The 15,358-nt window shown below is 58.4% G+C and carries 13 protein-coding genes and 1 pseudogene; 8 read left to right on the top strand and 6 right to left on the bottom strand.

What is annotated here, in order from left to right; all coding sequences use genetic code 11:
• Positions 1-103: 103 nt before the first annotated feature.
• A complete protein-coding gene (rpsA, locus tag OZX62_RS03925; protein ID WP_277176717.1) occupies positions 104-1,591 on the bottom strand; it encodes a 30S ribosomal protein S1 in 1,488 nt (495 codons plus the stop codon).
• 139 nt (positions 1,592-1,730) lie between these two features.
• Positions 1,731-2,627, bottom strand: a complete 897-nt coding sequence (locus OZX62_RS03920) for a bifunctional methylenetetrahydrofolate dehydrogenase/methenyltetrahydrofolate cyclohydrolase (protein WP_277176716.1) — start codon at positions 2,625-2,627, stop codon at positions 1,731-1,733.
• Between the two features lie 403 nt (positions 2,628-3,030).
• Here OZX62_RS03920 and OZX62_RS03915 point away from each other — a divergent pair, with 403 nt between their 5' ends.
• The 3 genes and pseudogenes from OZX62_RS03915 to OZX62_RS03905 all read left to right on the top strand — a co-directional run bounded on the left by OZX62_RS03915 (position 3,031) and on the right by OZX62_RS03905 (position 6,323).
• On the top strand, positions 3,031-4,146 hold the full coding sequence (locus OZX62_RS03915) for a zinc ABC transporter substrate-binding protein (protein WP_277176715.1): 1,116 nt from the start codon (positions 3,031-3,033) through the stop codon (positions 4,144-4,146).
• Between the two features lie 285 nt (positions 4,147-4,431).
• Positions 4,432-5,313 (top strand): annotated as a pseudogene (locus OZX62_RS03910) (ABC transporter ATP-binding protein); the annotation flags it as partial.
• 173 nt (positions 5,314-5,486) lie between these two features.
• On the top strand, positions 5,487-6,323 hold the full coding sequence (locus OZX62_RS03905) for a metal ABC transporter permease (protein WP_277176714.1): 837 nt from the start codon (positions 5,487-5,489) through the stop codon (positions 6,321-6,323).
• A 225-nt stretch (positions 6,324-6,548) separates the two neighbouring features.
• On the opposite strand, the gene OZX62_RS03900 is transcribed toward OZX62_RS03905, so the two are convergent.
• Positions 6,549-7,160 carry a CarD family transcriptional regulator gene (locus OZX62_RS03900; RefSeq protein ID WP_277176713.1) on the bottom strand — a complete coding sequence of 204 codons (612 nt, stop codon included), beginning with the start codon at positions 7,158-7,160 and terminating at the stop codon, positions 6,549-6,551.
• Between the two features lie 183 nt (positions 7,161-7,343).
• On the opposite strand from OZX62_RS03900, the gene OZX62_RS03895 reads away from it, so the two are divergent.
• The 4 genes from OZX62_RS03895 to OZX62_RS03880 all read left to right on the top strand — a co-directional run bounded on the left by OZX62_RS03895 (position 7,344) and on the right by OZX62_RS03880 (position 11,372).
• On the top strand, positions 7,344-8,093 hold the full coding sequence (locus tag OZX62_RS03895) for a response regulator transcription factor (protein WP_277176712.1): 750 nt from the start codon (positions 7,344-7,346) through the stop codon (positions 8,091-8,093).
• Positions 8,094-8,211: 118 nt separating this feature from the next.
• Positions 8,212-9,303 carry a HAMP domain-containing sensor histidine kinase gene (locus OZX62_RS03890; protein WP_277177026.1) on the top strand — a complete coding sequence of 364 codons (1,092 nt, stop codon included), beginning with the start codon at positions 8,212-8,214 and terminating at the stop codon, positions 9,301-9,303.
• Positions 9,304-9,396: 93 nt separating this feature from the next.
• Complete coding sequence (locus OZX62_RS03885) at positions 9,397-10,047, top strand: S24 family peptidase (RefSeq protein WP_277176711.1); 651 nt, start codon at positions 9,397-9,399, stop codon at positions 10,045-10,047.
• Between the two features lie 8 nt (positions 10,048-10,055).
• Entirely contained in the window at positions 10,056-11,372 is a 1,317-nt protein-coding gene (locus tag OZX62_RS03880) for a Y-family DNA polymerase (protein WP_277176710.1), read from the top strand.
• A 25-nt stretch (positions 11,373-11,397) separates the two neighbouring features.
• Here the strand turns inward: OZX62_RS03880 and OZX62_RS03875 are convergent, their stop codons facing one another.
• The gene (locus OZX62_RS03875) at positions 11,398-12,114 is read right to left on the bottom strand and encodes a phosphoribosyltransferase family protein (RefSeq protein ID WP_277176709.1); all 717 of its coding nucleotides are present in this window, start codon (positions 12,112-12,114) and stop codon (positions 11,398-11,400) included.
• A 105-nt stretch (positions 12,115-12,219) separates the two neighbouring features.
• The gene (locus OZX62_RS03870; RefSeq protein ID WP_277176708.1) at positions 12,220-13,032 is read right to left on the bottom strand and encodes an HAD-IIB family hydrolase; all 813 of its coding nucleotides are present in this window, start codon (positions 13,030-13,032) and stop codon (positions 12,220-12,222) included.
• 92 nt (positions 13,033-13,124) lie between these two features.
• Between OZX62_RS03870 and OZX62_RS03865 the strand changes: the two genes are divergently transcribed.
• Positions 13,125-13,562: a metallopeptidase family protein gene (locus OZX62_RS03865; protein WP_277176707.1), complete on the top strand. Its 438-nt coding sequence runs from the start codon at positions 13,125-13,127 to the stop codon at positions 13,560-13,562.
• Between the two features lie 87 nt (positions 13,563-13,649).
• Here OZX62_RS03865 and OZX62_RS03860 read toward each other — a convergent pair whose 3' ends face one another.
• Positions 13,650-15,350: a DUF5719 family protein gene (locus OZX62_RS03860; RefSeq protein WP_277176706.1), complete on the bottom strand. Its 1,701-nt coding sequence runs from the start codon at positions 15,348-15,350 to the stop codon at positions 13,650-13,652.
• Positions 15,351-15,358 lie beyond the last annotated feature (8 nt).

Below are 15,358 nucleotides of genomic sequence, written 5' to 3'. Positions count from 1 at the left end.
TCCGATATCGTCGACTTTGATAAGAAAACAAGAAGGTCGGCACAGGCCAAAAGCCTATGCCGACCAATCTCACGAAATCATCGTGAAATCACCGGAAGTGATCTCACTTCTTCTCCTTGAGGAGCTCCTCACGAAGAGCGGCGAGCTTGTCGGAACCGGCGAGCGTGCCTTCGGATTCGTTGTCCGAAGAGTACTTGGTGGATTCCTCAGAAGCCTTCTCAGCGTGTGCATTCGAGCCCTGGCCATCCTCGGCAGCGGATTCCTCCGCGCCTTCGATTTCCTTGGCGACGAAGGCCTTATGCTGCTCCCACAAATCGTGGGCGGTCGCATACTGGTTCTCCCACTCCTCGCGCTGCTTCTCGTAGCCGGCGATCCATTCGTTGGTCTGCGGGTCGAAGCCTTCGGGGTACTTGTAGTTGCCGTCCTCGTCGTAATCGGCAGGCATGCCGTAGAGCGCCGGATCGAAGTCCTCGCTGGCGGGATCGACGGAGTCGTTGGCCTGCTTCAAGGACAGGGAGATGCGGCGACGGTCGAGATCGACGTCGATGACCTTGACGAAGATCTCTTCGCCCTGCTTGACGACGGTCTCCGGGTTGTCGACGTGACGGTTGGCGAGCTCGGAAATGTGGACCAGGCCCTCGATGCCGTCTTCGACGGAAACGAACACGCCGAACTGCACGATCTTGGTGACCTTGCCCTTGACGATCTGTCCGGGAACGTGGGTGCGTGCGAAACGCTGCCACGGATCTTCCTGGGTGGCCTTGAGGGACAGCGAGATACGCTCGCGATCCATATCGACGTCCAGGACCTCGACGGTGACCTTGTCGCCGACCTTGACGACCTCGGACGGGTGATCGATGTGCTTCCAGGAAAGCTCGGAAACGTGGATGAGGCCGTCCACCCCGCCGAGATCGACGAACGCGCCGAAGTTGACGATGGAGGAAACGGTGCCTTCACGGATCTGGCCCTTCTTGAGCTGCGCCAGGAAGGTCTCACGGACCTCGGACTGGGTCTCCTCAAGATACTGACGACGGGAGAGCACCACGTTGTTGCGGTTCTTGTCGAGCTCAAGGATCTTGGCCTTGATCTTCTGGCCGATGTAAGGCGAAAGATCGCGGACGCGACGCATTTCGACCAGCGATGCAGGCAGGAAGCCACGCAGGCCGATGTCGACGATCAGGCCGCCCTTGACAGCTTCGATGACGGTGCCTTCGACAACGCCGTCGTCGTTCTTGATCTTCTCGATATCGCCCCAGGCGCGCTCATACTGGGCACGCTTCTTGGACAGGATAAGACGTCCTTCCTTGTCTTCCTTGGTAACGACAAGGGCTTCGACGGTGTCGCCGACTTCAACGACTTCGTCAGGATTGACATCTTTCTTGATGGAAAGTTCGCGGGAGGGAATGACGCCCTCGGTCTTGTAGCCGATGTCAAGCAGCACTTCGTCGTGATCGACCTTGACGACCGTGCCCGTGACCAGATCACCATCATCGAAATTCTTGATGGTGGAATCGACTGCCTTGATGAAGTCTTCTTCGGTGCCGATATCGTTGATCGCGACCTTGGTGACTTCGTTATTGTTCTCTGCCATTAAAAGTGGTTTCTTTGTTATTAGTTGGATGGATATTACCTATTAAGTTATGTTGGCGACCTTGCGGCCACGCAAGTCATAAGATTACTAGTCGCCCTAGTCAAAGCACTCCGACAAATCCGGGCGTGTCGCACGCGTTTCAGCCGATTTTGCGTTCGGCCATCTCCACGACGTTCGCCAGGAGCATGGCACGGGTCATCGGGCCCACTCCCCCCGGGTTCGGCGTATACGCAGAAGCCAAGGCGTGGCAGGCCTTGTCGATGTCGCCGCGCACGCGGTACCGCCCGGCTTCCTCGTCATAGACACGGGAGACGCCGACATCGACCAATACCGCCCCCGGCTTGACGTCTTCGGGACGCACAAACCCGGCGCGGCCGACGGCGGCGACAATGACATCGGCCTCAAGCAGATGCTTCTGGATATCTTTGGTGCCGGTATGGCACAACGTCACGGTGGCGTTCACGTCTTTCGCGGTGAGCATCAAGCCGATGGTGCGCCCGACGGTGATGCCACGGCCGACAACGCAGACGTCCTTGCCTTTCAGATCGATGCCATAATGCTTCAGCAACACGATGATGCCACGCGGTGTACAGGGTTGCGGCGCGGGGTTGTTGCCGTCGATATGCGTGACGAGCTCACCCAGATTGGCGGGGTGCATGCCGTCGGCGTCCTTGGCCGGGTCGACATGGGCGATGACTTCATTGGTATCGATGCCTTTGGGCAGTGGCAGCTGGACGATATAGCCGGTGCATTTCGGGTCGGCATTGAGGCGTTCGACGGCGTCGATGATCTCCTGCTGACTGGCGGTCTCGGGCAGTTCGACGGCAATCGAGGCGATGCCGACTTCGGCGCAATCCTTGTGCTTGCCGGCCACGTATTTGCGCGAACCGACGTCGTCGCCCACGAGAATGGTGCCGAGACCGGGCTCGACGCCTCGTGCTTTGAGCGATTCCACACGTTTTCGCAAATCCTCTTTGATAGCCGCCGCGGCAGCCTTCCCGTCCAATTTCAGAGGAGTCTGTTCCTCATCCGCCATACCGATTCCTTAATACGAGTAAGTTATTTCGACATTCCGTGCGGCCGTGCTGCAGGCCAGGCACCATAGTTATCGATTGTAAGGTGAAGGGACCCACAAACGTAGGCGTTTCCATCGCCTGCGCCATATCGTTTGCTTATAACCGTTTATAAGCTTACGAAAGATTGAACGCCAAAGACGGAAAATCAAGAGCACAGCGACGCAGCGAACAGCCGCAAAATTTGTTGCCACAATCCATGATTCCTAAATATTTTCGTAATCCATATTCGGCAATCCCCAGATACCAGATAAATGGCCGTATTGTATTTGACAATGATTCTCATTTTCAGTATATTGCCGTATCATTATACTTTAAATAAAACCAATGTGGATTTGCAGCAACGGATTCGATTAAGGGGTCACTATGGAACGATTCGGATGGCAGACGAAGGCTACGGCTCTATTGGGCTCGCTATGCCTGGTTTTCGGCCTTGCGGCCTGCGGCGGCGGCAACGACTCTCAGCAGCCAGACAAGACCAATAACAGCTCCAAACTGGCAAGCGGACCGATCAACGTGGTCGCCTCCATCAACCAGTGGGGCTCGCTGGCCAAGGAAATCGGCGGCAGCGACGTCAACGTGACCTCAATCGTCAACACCGTCTCCGTCGACGCACACGATTTCGAACCGCAGACCACAGACATGACCAAACTGCAGAAAGCTGAAATCGTCGTGGTCAACGGCGCCGGATACGACAACTGGGCCAGCAAGTCCATCGCCAAAGGCACCACCAGCGTTTCGGCGGCCACGGCGGTCGGCGCGAGCACGGGCGACAACCCGCATCTCTGGTTCTCCAAGGACGCGCGCAAGGCGACGGCCACGGAACTCGAGGACGCCTTTGCCAAGGCACGACCCGCCAAAGCCAAGCAGTTCCAAGCACGGCTGAAGACGTGGAAAGCGAACGAGACCAAGCTCGAAGATTCGATGAAGGAATTCTCACAAAAACATAAGGACGCCACATACGGTGCCACCGAGCCGGTGGCCTATTACCTGATGGATGACCTCGGCTTCACCGATAAGACGCCGAAGGGCTACACGCAGGCCATCAGTTCCGAAGGCGAACCGGCGCCGAGCGATCTGCAGAAATTCCAGCATCTGATTTCCGGGCGCGACGTCAATCTGCTCATCAACAACACGCAGGAAGCCAGCAATACCACCAATCTTTTGACCGGAACGGCCGGACGCACCGAGGTGCCCGTCGTCGACGTGAGCGAGCAGATGCCGCAGGACCAGACCACGCTCACCGGCTGGATCACAGCGTTGATGGAAAAGATCGACAAAGCCATGGACGATTTCAAGGCCAGCGAGGCCGACCACCAGAAAGTCGGGAGCGGCAATGAATCCAGCAACTCGGAACAGTCCGGGCAATCCGGGCAGTCAGGGCAATCCAGCAATTCGACGGATTCCAATCAGCAGACGCCCTCGACCCCGGGCAACGGTTCGGTGCCTTCCAACGCCGGACAGACCGACCCGGGCAAGTAATCTGGAATCCTAAGCGGTTCAGTAGCAAGTCGGCAAACACCAATAACTACTCATATGCGTGGCTGAGAACCTCAAATTAAAAGGTTTGCAGCCACGCATTGTTATTTCACTATGCCGCTCTTCCAAACCGCTTGCGGGAACGTTCTTCAACCTCAATATAGCTTTCGCCCAACGAACAATTATGCCGCTACTTGAGAATGATTCTCAATTTCAATTATAGTATAGAGCTATCAATCCTTCAGTAGTGTTTCGACCGCCTCTGGCAAAAGAAAGACGACTATGAACATGCAAACGAAAGCCGAAAAGCTTCCAGCAGGCATCGCCGCAGGCGACAAACCGGCCTTGGTCTTCAAAGACGCGGGTATCAAACGCGGCGAACGAATCATCTGGCAGCATGGCAATTTCTCCATTCCGTCAGGCTCCATCACCGCCATCGTCGGCACGAACGGGGCTGGCAAAACCACGATGATGAAAGCTGAGCTCGGATTGCTCCCCTTGTTCAGCGGAAACCTGACCGTGCTCGGCGGGCCGGCCGGGACGACCAACCATCTGATCGGCTATGTACCGCAGAACTACGCCAGCGACATCGAATCGAACCTCACTGCCGAACAATCCGTGCTGCTGGGGCTTACGGGAACTCGATTCGGCATCCACCCCACCACACGTGCGCAGCGGGACCGGGCGCGCGAGGCCATGGCTTTCACGGGCGTGGAGGACAAGCGACATTACCGTCTTTCCGAACTTTCGGGAGGTCTGCGCCAACGCGTCGCCATCGCGCAGGCTTTGGTGAGCGGGCCGAAACTGCTGATGCTCGACGAACCGCTGGCCAACCTCGATCTGGCGGCCCAACGCGAGACGGTGCACGTGCTCGCCAAGCTCAACCACGAGATGGGCATGACCATCCAGGTGGTGGCCCATGACCTCAACATGCTGCTGCCCATCCTCGACGGCGCGGTCTATCTTTTGGACGGGCATCCACACTACGCGAAGATGAACGAGGTGCTCGACGCCGACCTGCTCACCCACCTCTACGGTACGAAGGTGCAGGTGGTCACCACCCCTCAAGGCGACATGTTCGTCACCCCCGGCCCGGACGAGCCGGACGACGTCACGCCCGACATCCACAAGCCGACGGAAGTGGCGGGCTTCCACCGTCATCACGGCAAGAACTCGTCTATCGCTAGCAGTCGCCACGATTCGCCGATCAGCGGTGAACAACCGCGACATTTCGAAAAGGCCGTTTCTGCTCGATTCGATAAATCCGACAAATCCGACAAATCTCGACAAGACAACGCACGAAACGACGGGAATGAAGAAAACCGGCGTCAGGAGGCAGGGCTATGAGCCATATCCAATTCGGCTTCAACCATGATTGGCTGGAAACGCTTTCGGTGCCCTTCATGCACAACGCCTTCATCGCCGGTCTTTGCATCGCGCTGGCCGCCGGCGTGATGGGCTATTTCACCATCGCCCGTCACTCCACGTTCGCCGCCCACGCGCTGGCACATATCGGACTTCCCGGAGCCACAGGAGCGGTTTTGCTCGGGTTGCCGGTTTCCCTGGGCCTCGGCATCTTCGCCCTTGGCGGTGCGCTGACCATCGGGGCACTTGGCAAGAAAGCCTCGCAGCGCGAAATCGCGACCGGTACCGTACTCGCCTTCGCCACCGGCCTGGGCCTCTTCTTCTCGCGCATGTCCAGCTCCGCCTCGCAACAGATGCAGGCGATTCTTTTCGGTTCGATATTGACCATCACCAACGACCAAGTGATCGGTTTCGCTATTTTCGACGTGCTGTTGCTGGCCGTGATGGCCGTGGTCTACCGGCCGCTGCTCTTCAGCTCGTTGGACGAGCAGGTGGCGCAGGCCAAGGGCGTGCCGATCGGCGTGATGAACGTGCTGTTCATGGCCATCATGGCCGGCGTCATCACCATCGCCGTGCCGGCCGTCGGCACATTGCTTATTTTCGCTCTGGTCGTCACCCCCGCCGCCACGGCGAACGTCCTCACGAGCACGCCGCTGCGTTCGATGGTGCTTTCCAGCATCCTCTGCCTGGTCTCGATTTGGGGCGGACTGGTCATTTCAGCCATGTTCCCGACTCCCCCAAGCTTCGTCATCGTCACGATTTCGACGCTCTTCTGGATTGTCGCCAAAGGTGTGGAAGCGTTGCGCCGCCGCTGAAAGAATCTTATACAAAGTCCGACTATAGGGTTTACCGAGCTATTACCAGAAGCTGGATTATCGGTTAAAAATCAGGTTATAGACCAACATTGTGTTATAGCGTATCAGTTATAAGTCCAAACCGAATATGGTTGAGGGTCATCTCTTCAATATCGAGATGGCCCTCAACCATATAAAATCATAAGATCAGAAAGCGCTTTTTACCGGCAGAAACCGCCGAAACAGTTACTTCTTTTTCTTGGAGCTCTTGGCTTCCTTGTTTTCGGCTTCGATTCTCGCCAACGTCTGGCTCGCCGGCTCCTCAGGAGCCTGGGTATGATGCTTGGCATCATCCGGTGCAGGTTGGGCATATCCGAGGTTGACGTCAAGCAGGTGCTGGGCCTCGTCCTCTTCGATATGCTCGGAAAGCGCAATCTCAGAAGTGAGAATATTGCGGGCGCGAGTCAGCATGCGCTTCTCGCCTGCGGAAAGGCCATGCTCGTCGACGTCACGCTGGGCCAGGTCACGCACAACCTCGGCAATCTTGTTGACCTCGCCGGTGGCGATTTTCTCGACGTTCAGCTTGTAACGACGCGACCAGTTCATCTTCTCGTTGTCGACGATCGGCGTACGCAGGATCTCGAAGACCTTGGCGACTTCCTTGCCGTCGACAATATTACGGATGCCCACTTTCTTGGCGTTGTCGACCGGCACCTCGATGACCAGGCCGTCGCTGGAAAGCACAGAAAGTTGCAGGTAGTCGCGCGTAACGCCTTTGACCGTACGTTTCTCGAAAGCTGTCACTTTCGCCGCGCCGTGACGCGGATAAACGACAACATCCCCAACTTTGTAATCCATGGAACCTCCGAAACGCTTCAAACGCAATGTGTATTAGTTTTTCACGCGCCGCGGACGTTTATCCCAGCCGCGAACCCGCAAAACCTCACCTAAACGGCTGAAAACCTGACTTTACGGCAAATTGGGTGCAACGGCACCTATAATGAATTATTTGTAGCAATGTTTTTGAAAGGCGGAGGATACATGCTCAACACTTCGGCACATCAGAAGACGCCGCGTACCATCTTGGTGGTCGAGGACGAGCCAGATCTCGCCACGGCAATCGCACAGCGTATTACGGCCAACGGGTGGACCGCCCGCGTGGCGGGAGACGGGGCGAGCGCCGTACGCGCCGCAAGCCAGATCAAGCCGGATCTGGTCATCATGGACATCATGCTGCCCGTCATGGATGGCATCGAAGCCACCAAGCGCATCATCGCCGAACGCCCGGTGCCGGTGCTCATGCTCACCGCCCGCGATTCCGAAGCTGACAAGGTCATGGGACTTTCCGCCGGTGCAGACGACTATATGACCAAGCCGTTCTCCCCGCGCGAACTTATCGCTCGCTGCGAAGCGCTGCTGCGCCGCGTCGAACGCGCTACCCTCATCGCCAAGAACAACGAAAATGAAAAGGTGCTGGACTTCGGCACGCTGGTCATCGACCCGCGCCAACGCATCGTGACCCAAGACGGCAAACAGGTGCATCTGACGCCTACCGAATTCGATCTGCTCGCCACCCTTGCCCGCAAGCCGAAGTCAGTGTTCAAGCGCGAGAAACTGCTCGAAGAGGTGTGGGATTGGCCCGACGCCTCCGGCACCCGCACCGTCGATTCGCACGTCAAGGCGCTGCGCCACAAACTCGGCAGCGATCTGATTCGCACCGCACACGGCGTCGGTTACGCGTTCGAGCCTCCCGAGGACGGCAACGCCGCGACGGCCTCCGTGAAAGAGTAGAACATTCAACAGCCCTACGGGGCTGCTTTTCATATGACCCTCGTTTTTATTTTATACACCTTACTTTTTAGAAGACATAGTTTAGAAACCCAGTCGAGAGAACCCAGTGACCACAGCGATGAACAACCACACACATCAATCCGGCAAGAAGATATTGGACAACGAACGCCCGATAGGTTTGTTCTCATCACTCAAAGCCGAACTGAGCGTCATCATCGTCATCGCCACGGCCATCGCCTTCGTCATGGCCTGGTTCCTCTTGAAAATGGGGCTGAGCGGCTGGATCGCCATGCCGTTGACGCTCGTGGTGGCGCTGGGCATCACCTATTTCTTCTCCCGCGGGTTGACCGCCCCCCTGCGCCAGATGCGCGACGCGGCCAAAGCCATGAGCGAAGGCGACTATACGGTGCGCGTCAAGGTCGGCACCCGCAGCAACGACGAGGTGGGCCAGCTCGCCCGCTCGTTCAACGAGATGGCCGAGGAACTGCAGCACGCCGACCAGATGCGGCGCGACATGATCGCCAACGTCTCGCATGAACTGCGTACCCCCGTCTCGGCCCTGCAGGCAATGCTCGAGAACCTCGCCGACGGTGTGGTGGAACCGACTCCGGCCAACCTTGAAGGGATTTTGAACCAGACCCATCGGCTTTCCGACCTCATCGCCTTCCTGCTTGACCTTTCGCGCATGGAAGCCGGAGCGGCAAGCCTCAACATCGAGCAGTTCAATTTCGCCGACTTCATCGACGAGACCTTGGAACCGTTGGAAATCGCGGATGCCGGCCACGCCCACGACGTCGACGTGCATGTGCCGGATTCCATCGAAATCGAAGGCGATCAGGACAGGCTGCGCCAGCTGTTCACCAACATCATCTCCAATGCCTTCAAACACTCGCCCGACAACACCACCGTGCTTATCGAGGCGCATGAAGACAAGGCGCATGGCACCATCGTGACCAACGTCGTCAATTTCGGCTCACAGATCCCCGAAGAGGCGCGTGCGGACATCTTCCGCCGCTTCGTCAAAGGCAAGTCCGGCCCGGGCACCGAATCGGGCGGCACTGGCCTCGGACTGTCGATCGCCCGCTGGGCGGCGCAACTGCACGGCGGCAATGTCAAAGTCGTCGACGACAACCGCGGCACCGATTTCGAAATCACGCTGCCGAAATACCATATCGTCGACGACGAATCCGTTTCAGAGACTACTCTCTGACTTCCACGTAATCGAACATTTGTTCTATTTTATTGTCTTGACCTCTTGACACAATGATATTCGAACAAACGTTCGATTATTGGGAGGTGCAAGATGACAGCAAGCGCATCATACAGGTTGACATGCAACAGTTCAAGGCAGGATTGCAGAGTCAGCCAGATTTTCCGTTCGACGCTTGCACCGACACCCATCCCCATCGCACTTGAAGCGGTGCACGCAGGGTTCCCGTCGGTGGCACAGGACTATTTTGCGGGCGATTTCAGCTTCGACGAGCATATTATCCGCAACCCGGACACCACCTTCATCATCACCGTCGCCGGCGACTCCATGGAGGGGGCCGGCATCTGGGACGGCGACCTGCTGGTGGTCGACCGCTCGCTTGAACCGCAGGCCGATGACGTGGTGGTGGCCGTCCTCGACGACGAACTGACCGTCAAACGCCTCGTGATGCGCGGATCGACGCCGATTTTGCATCCCGAAAATCCCCGTTACCCCGATTTCTCACCCGAGAACGCGGAAGAACTGGTGATCTGGGGCGTGGTCATCGGCAATTTCCACACCCAAAGCCGTTCGAGCCGCTTCGGCTCCGCTCTGCCGGGCGTCACCCGCCCCGGCATGTCGAACACTTCCACATACGATTCCGGCACCCCAGCAAAAGCCAACGGCACCACCGGGCTCGCCGAGCACAGCCGCGGATGGTCGGGCGGTGCCACCATCTACCCCTTCCCACAACGCCGGGGTTAGCAGGCGACATGAGCAAATCGCTTCAGGTGCTGGCCGATGCGAACAGCTTCTTCGCCTCCTGCGAGCGCGTTTTCGACCCGAGACTGGCCAACAGACCGGTTGTGGTGCTTTCCAACAATGATGGGTGCGTGGTGGCCCGCAGCGCGGAGGCGAAACGGCTGGGCATCAAAGAGGGCACGCCGTGGTTCAGCATCCGCGAGGAGGCGCAACAGGCCGGCGTGGTGGCCCGCAGCTCGAACTATGAGTTGTACGCCAGTCTTTCGGCACGAATGATGTCGGTGATGAGCCGGTTCATGCCCGGTCAGGAAATCTATTCCATCGACGAATGCTTCCTCTCCCCTTCAACGGATGCTGCTCAGACTGTGCAGATTTCGAAGGCTATGCGCAAAGCCGTGCTGGAGGGCGTCGGCGTGCCAGTGAGCGTAGGCATTGCGCCAAGCAAGACGCTGGCCAAAGTAGCCAACCACTGGGCCAAACGGCATCCTTCAAGTGGCGGCGTGAGTCTGTGGAGCGAGATCGAGGCGCAATACGGCGATGCGGCCCTCGCCTCCATACCGGTAAGCGACGTGTGGGGTGTGGGCAGACGGCTCACCCGCAAGCTGCAGGCCATGGGCATCGTCACCGCGCTCGACCTACGAAATCAGGATCCGGTGTCTGTCCGGCACCGTTTTTCCATCACCTTGGAACGCACTGTGCTGGAACTCAACGGCATCCCCTGCATCGTCGGCGACGCCAGCGCCAACGACGGCAAACGCAAATCCGAGATATTGTGCTCGCGGATGTTCTCAAAACCCATCACTGACGTGGCCCAGCTGAACCAGGCCCTGAGTGTTTACGCGCAGAAGGCATGCCGGAGACTGCGCCGTCAGTCGAGCCTGTGTTCGCACGTCGCCGCGTTCTGCGCCACCAGTCCCTTCGGACCGGAAAACAGCTATCAGTCGTTTCATGCGACCACCACCTTGCACGATCCGAGCGACGACCCGCTTGCCATTGCCAAAGCCGCGTGCGAGGCCATGCGCGGCCGGGCCGACCCGCATGCCCATTACATCCGCGCAGGGGTGCTGCTGCTCGGCCTGCAGGATGCCAAGGATTTCAACACTTTGCACGGGTTCGAAGCCAGACGCGACAGCCACAATCTGGGAGCCGTCATCGACGAGGCCAACAAGAAATTCGGCACGGCGCGGGTCGGTATCGGCTATGGCGGCATGCGCGGAAACGGACGAAACGACGAGGACACGTCAGCTTCATGGACGATGAGGCGTGAGATGCTTTCCCCGCGCTGCACCACGCGCTGGGATGAGATGGCCGTGGCCCATGCCAATTAGCCAATTTAACCCGCAATACACCCCGTTATTCATCTCGATTCGGCGTGCAAGCCAATGCGAGCCCGATGACATTACGGGCACCAGCCGCACGCAATGCAGAGATGCACTGGCCCATCGTGGCACCGGTGGTTACGATGTCGTCGACCACGATGAACAACGAATCGTCGCCCTTCAGATCCTCAATGACGCGCACATGCCCTTCAATTCTTCGCGAACGGGATTGAGCGCTTGACGCCTGGACGGATTTGCCGTGTACGCCTTCAAGTTTCAACACCGGTTTCGTCACGACCGAAAAACCGAGGCTATCCAAGCGCCGTGCCATCAATCTGACAAGCGGCAATGTCTGCCATCGGCCACGCCGGTGCATTGAAGAAGGCGAAGAAGGCGCCGGAATCAAAGCGAGAGAACGTGTGCGGCTATAAGGGCTTTCTTGTGCAACCACTTTCAACGCCAAATCGGCAAGTACCAAAGCGAAAGCACGGTCACACTCCTCATCGCCGTGGTCTTTCCAGTTGAGGATCGCCTGGCGGACCGCCCCTCGATACCAGGAGCATCCATAGCAGCATCCGGCATCCCCCGGCAACGCCTTCGGATACGCATGCCCGAAAAGTGAGGCGCAAGAGGGGCAGAGCACTTCGTCCGGCTTGTCGCATCCGGCGCAGCCACGCGGCAGCAGCACATCTTCAATGGCCGCAAGCCATGCGCGCAATACATCGAAAAATCGTAAAACAACGGTTCGCATATCTCGACATTAGCGAATTTTCAATCGTTACCGAGGCAAAACCGACCACTGTGGTCGGATGCTATGGGTTATCCACATTTCGGGCGTGTCGTAACGAAAAGGGAATCACGACAAAGCGGCGATGAGACGGTCGCAGACCTGAAGGGTGTCAAGGGGTCCGGAGACAAGAATCGGCTTGGTGCCGATGATGGCCGCCGGATAGTCATTGCCGTCCGGATCCATGCGATCGCCGATGAAAACGACCTGATCAACTTGGCAGCCCAAAATATCGCACAGCTTGCGCACGGCATAGGCCTTATCGACGCCACGCGCCGAAATGTCAATGCTGGTCGAGCCCCCGGAACGCACTACCAGGTTCGGCAGATCGGCGGCCACCGCCTCGGCAAGCCGGTTCTTCTTGGCGTTGCAAGGATCCCAATGCTCTTTTTCGTCGACCGGGGCTTCCTGACCCAACGCGGAAAACGTGATCTGGCTGCCACGGTCCTCGATACGCGGCCCCCAGGTGTGCTCCAGCCAGATGCCCTGCTCTCGCGCGTGCCGTTCGATGGAAGCGATGGCACGCTTGCGATCGGCCATATCCAATTCGTTGGCATAAATGCACTGCCAAGCCCCGTCGTTCCAACGGTAATAGCGCGTACCGCTGGTGGGCATGACGTGGATACGGGAACGGCAGGCATTCGGCTCGAGCACGTCGAGTACCTGGCTTTCGACCAGTTCGAAGCGGCCGCCGGTGATGACGGCCACATCGATGAGGCGCGTCAGTGCGGAAAAGCGTGAGGCCATGTCGGCATGCATCGGTTTCTTTGAGCGAGCGAGCGTATTATCCAAATCGAAGGCAATCACCTTGATACCATTCACGAGTTCGGAAAGATCGTGGTCACGCCACGTCTCTATCGCCGCATTCACCCCTGCTGCCATCGATGCTCCGTTCGTTTCGTGGGCTGCCCCGGCAGCCGATACCCTTTTATGTTACGACCACCAATGCCTATGGCGCACCATAGAATGAAACCATGTTGCGACCACCTTGGCAAACCCACGTCTATCGGAACCGGCACGGACGCGGCTCGAGAACCCCGATGTTCGGCGTGCGTCTGCCCCGCTACCGCACCCGAAGCGGCATGTTCGACGACATGGTCTCCTCCCAGATCCGGCGTCTGCTTGCAGCGTGGCCCGAGCTCGTGCGCCCGTTGCAGTTCGCGGTCGAGGATGTACCGCCTTTCACCCCCGCGCCTTGGGAGCCCAAGCGCAACCCGACATCACAGAGTTTCCCCGCCAACCATGGCATTCCGGCGCGTATTGTGCTCTACCGCATGCCCATGCAGATGCATCATCCGAACAAAGCGGAACTCGAATGGGCCATCCGCGATGCCTTGGTCGCAAGGCTCGCCGATCTCTACGGCCGTCGCCCGGAGGAAATCGACCCCGACTGGACCGGCACCGAACTCTAGCGCATTCCGCTTCACCGATTTGTCGACATCACGGCATTATCACAGAATGAAAACAGCAGAAAAATACCAGCAGCTCATGCCAACACTTCAGTGCACGATTCCGGCGTTGTCGTTGACCCACACCTTCATATTGCGCGGCTCGAGACCCGAAGAGGCGAGGTAGGCGACCGAGGCGAGATTGGCCCCCTGAACATCTGACTGCGTTAGTCTCACGCCCATCGATACGTCCTTGCCGTTTTTCAGCGTGAACATCACGGCGTTTTGGTCAACGTCCTTGGCTGCGACACTCGTCCCGGCGTTGCCCGGAATGCTGACCTGTTTGCTTCCCGCAGGTTTGCCGGAAGCGTCATAGCCCTGCAACGTGGCCTTGGTCTCGCTGTCGGAGGTGTTGAGCAACGTGATCACGCCATCGGTATGATCAGGAATCACCACGGCTGATTGGGCGAAGCTCTGAGAAGGCGCGACATAGGCGAAATCGGTGCCGGAATCCGCGTTCTGGGTCACTTTGGCGGTAACATCGACGGGACTTGCCGCACTCGCCTGAAGCCCGGTAACCCCGTCGGGAGCCTTGCCCAAGTCGACGGCGAAGACTTTGCCGGCTTCAAGATGCTGCGTTTTGGCAGCCGAAGCCCCATTGCCGTCAATCCACGAAAGGTTCAAATCCGTGGTCTGTTCGGCACGGGCCAATACGGTCACCGCGTCATCGCCGGTAATCCCGGGCAGATAGGCCTTCGTTGTCGCGGCGTTCAGCGGCACCGCATAATCAGAACCTTTGGCGTTCAGGCCATCCAGCTCGACGCTGCGTACGACCGCGGCAATCGGGGTTTCCTTGCTCTTGACCTTCACGAAAAGCGCCTCATTGCCGGGTGCCGCGGCGGAAAGTTCCACATTCGTCTCGCCGTTGGCGCCGATATTGACGACGTTTCCGGTGGAAAGCTGTAAAGGCGTGCCATGCTTGGTGCTCCAGATCTGAACCTGCAACGAAGTCGCCTTCGAGGAGAAATTGGCGACGGACAATTGTTGCGTCGACCCGGTGGTGGTGGGCCCCAAGAGGAAGTCCTGTTCGAGCGCAGGCGCGACACAAGTGGAGGCCGCCAGACCCTTCAAGTCGCCATCGGTGGCCCAAGAAGCTACGGATGCGGCGGCACCGGTACCGGATTTTGCAGCCAGAAGGCGTGTCTCGAACGCCTGCGAGCCATGGTCGGCGGTGCCGGAATAGGTTTTGACCATAGCGGAATCGACGGTGTCTTTGCCGGTGAGTTTCTTGTTATCGGCCTCGCTGCCGTTGGTCACCGCGCCCACGCTCGCCTCGTAGACCGAGCCGAAAGCGGAGTATCGCGCCGATGAAGCCACGTTGCCTTCCGAAGACTGGAACTCGCTGTCGCCATATTTCCCGTTGTCCGAAAGCGCCATGCGGGAGGGGCAATAATAGGTCAGATCCGTCTGCTCGACTTGCTTGGCAGCGGTGGCATTGCCGGCTTTGGCGGAATCGACGAGCCAGCCCGGCATAGGCAGCAGTACCACGGCCACAATCAACGCGACCAACACCACGACGGTGACCACGGCAAGAACGACACGCGAAACCGCCTGCGAATGCGATGCGCCTGCCTTCACCGCTTCGGGACCGTTCGCGGCACCTTGCGCCTGCCCGGCACTGACAATGTCCTGAAAATGCTCGGAACTTCCAGAGACCCCGGGAGCGGCCGGAGGGGCCGGCGGGCCCAGGACAGCTTGCTGAAGAGAGGGAACGCCGGCGCGACGCTTGTCGCTATCCATGTCATTGTTCATAGTCTTAT

Source organism: Bifidobacterium sp. ESL0690, from assembly GCF_029392315.1.
GTDB lineage: Bacteria > Actinomycetota > Actinomycetes > Actinomycetales > Bifidobacteriaceae > Bifidobacterium.
The sequence above is the reverse complement of the archived record's forward strand: the minus strand, read 5'-3'. Positions and strand labels throughout refer to the sequence as shown.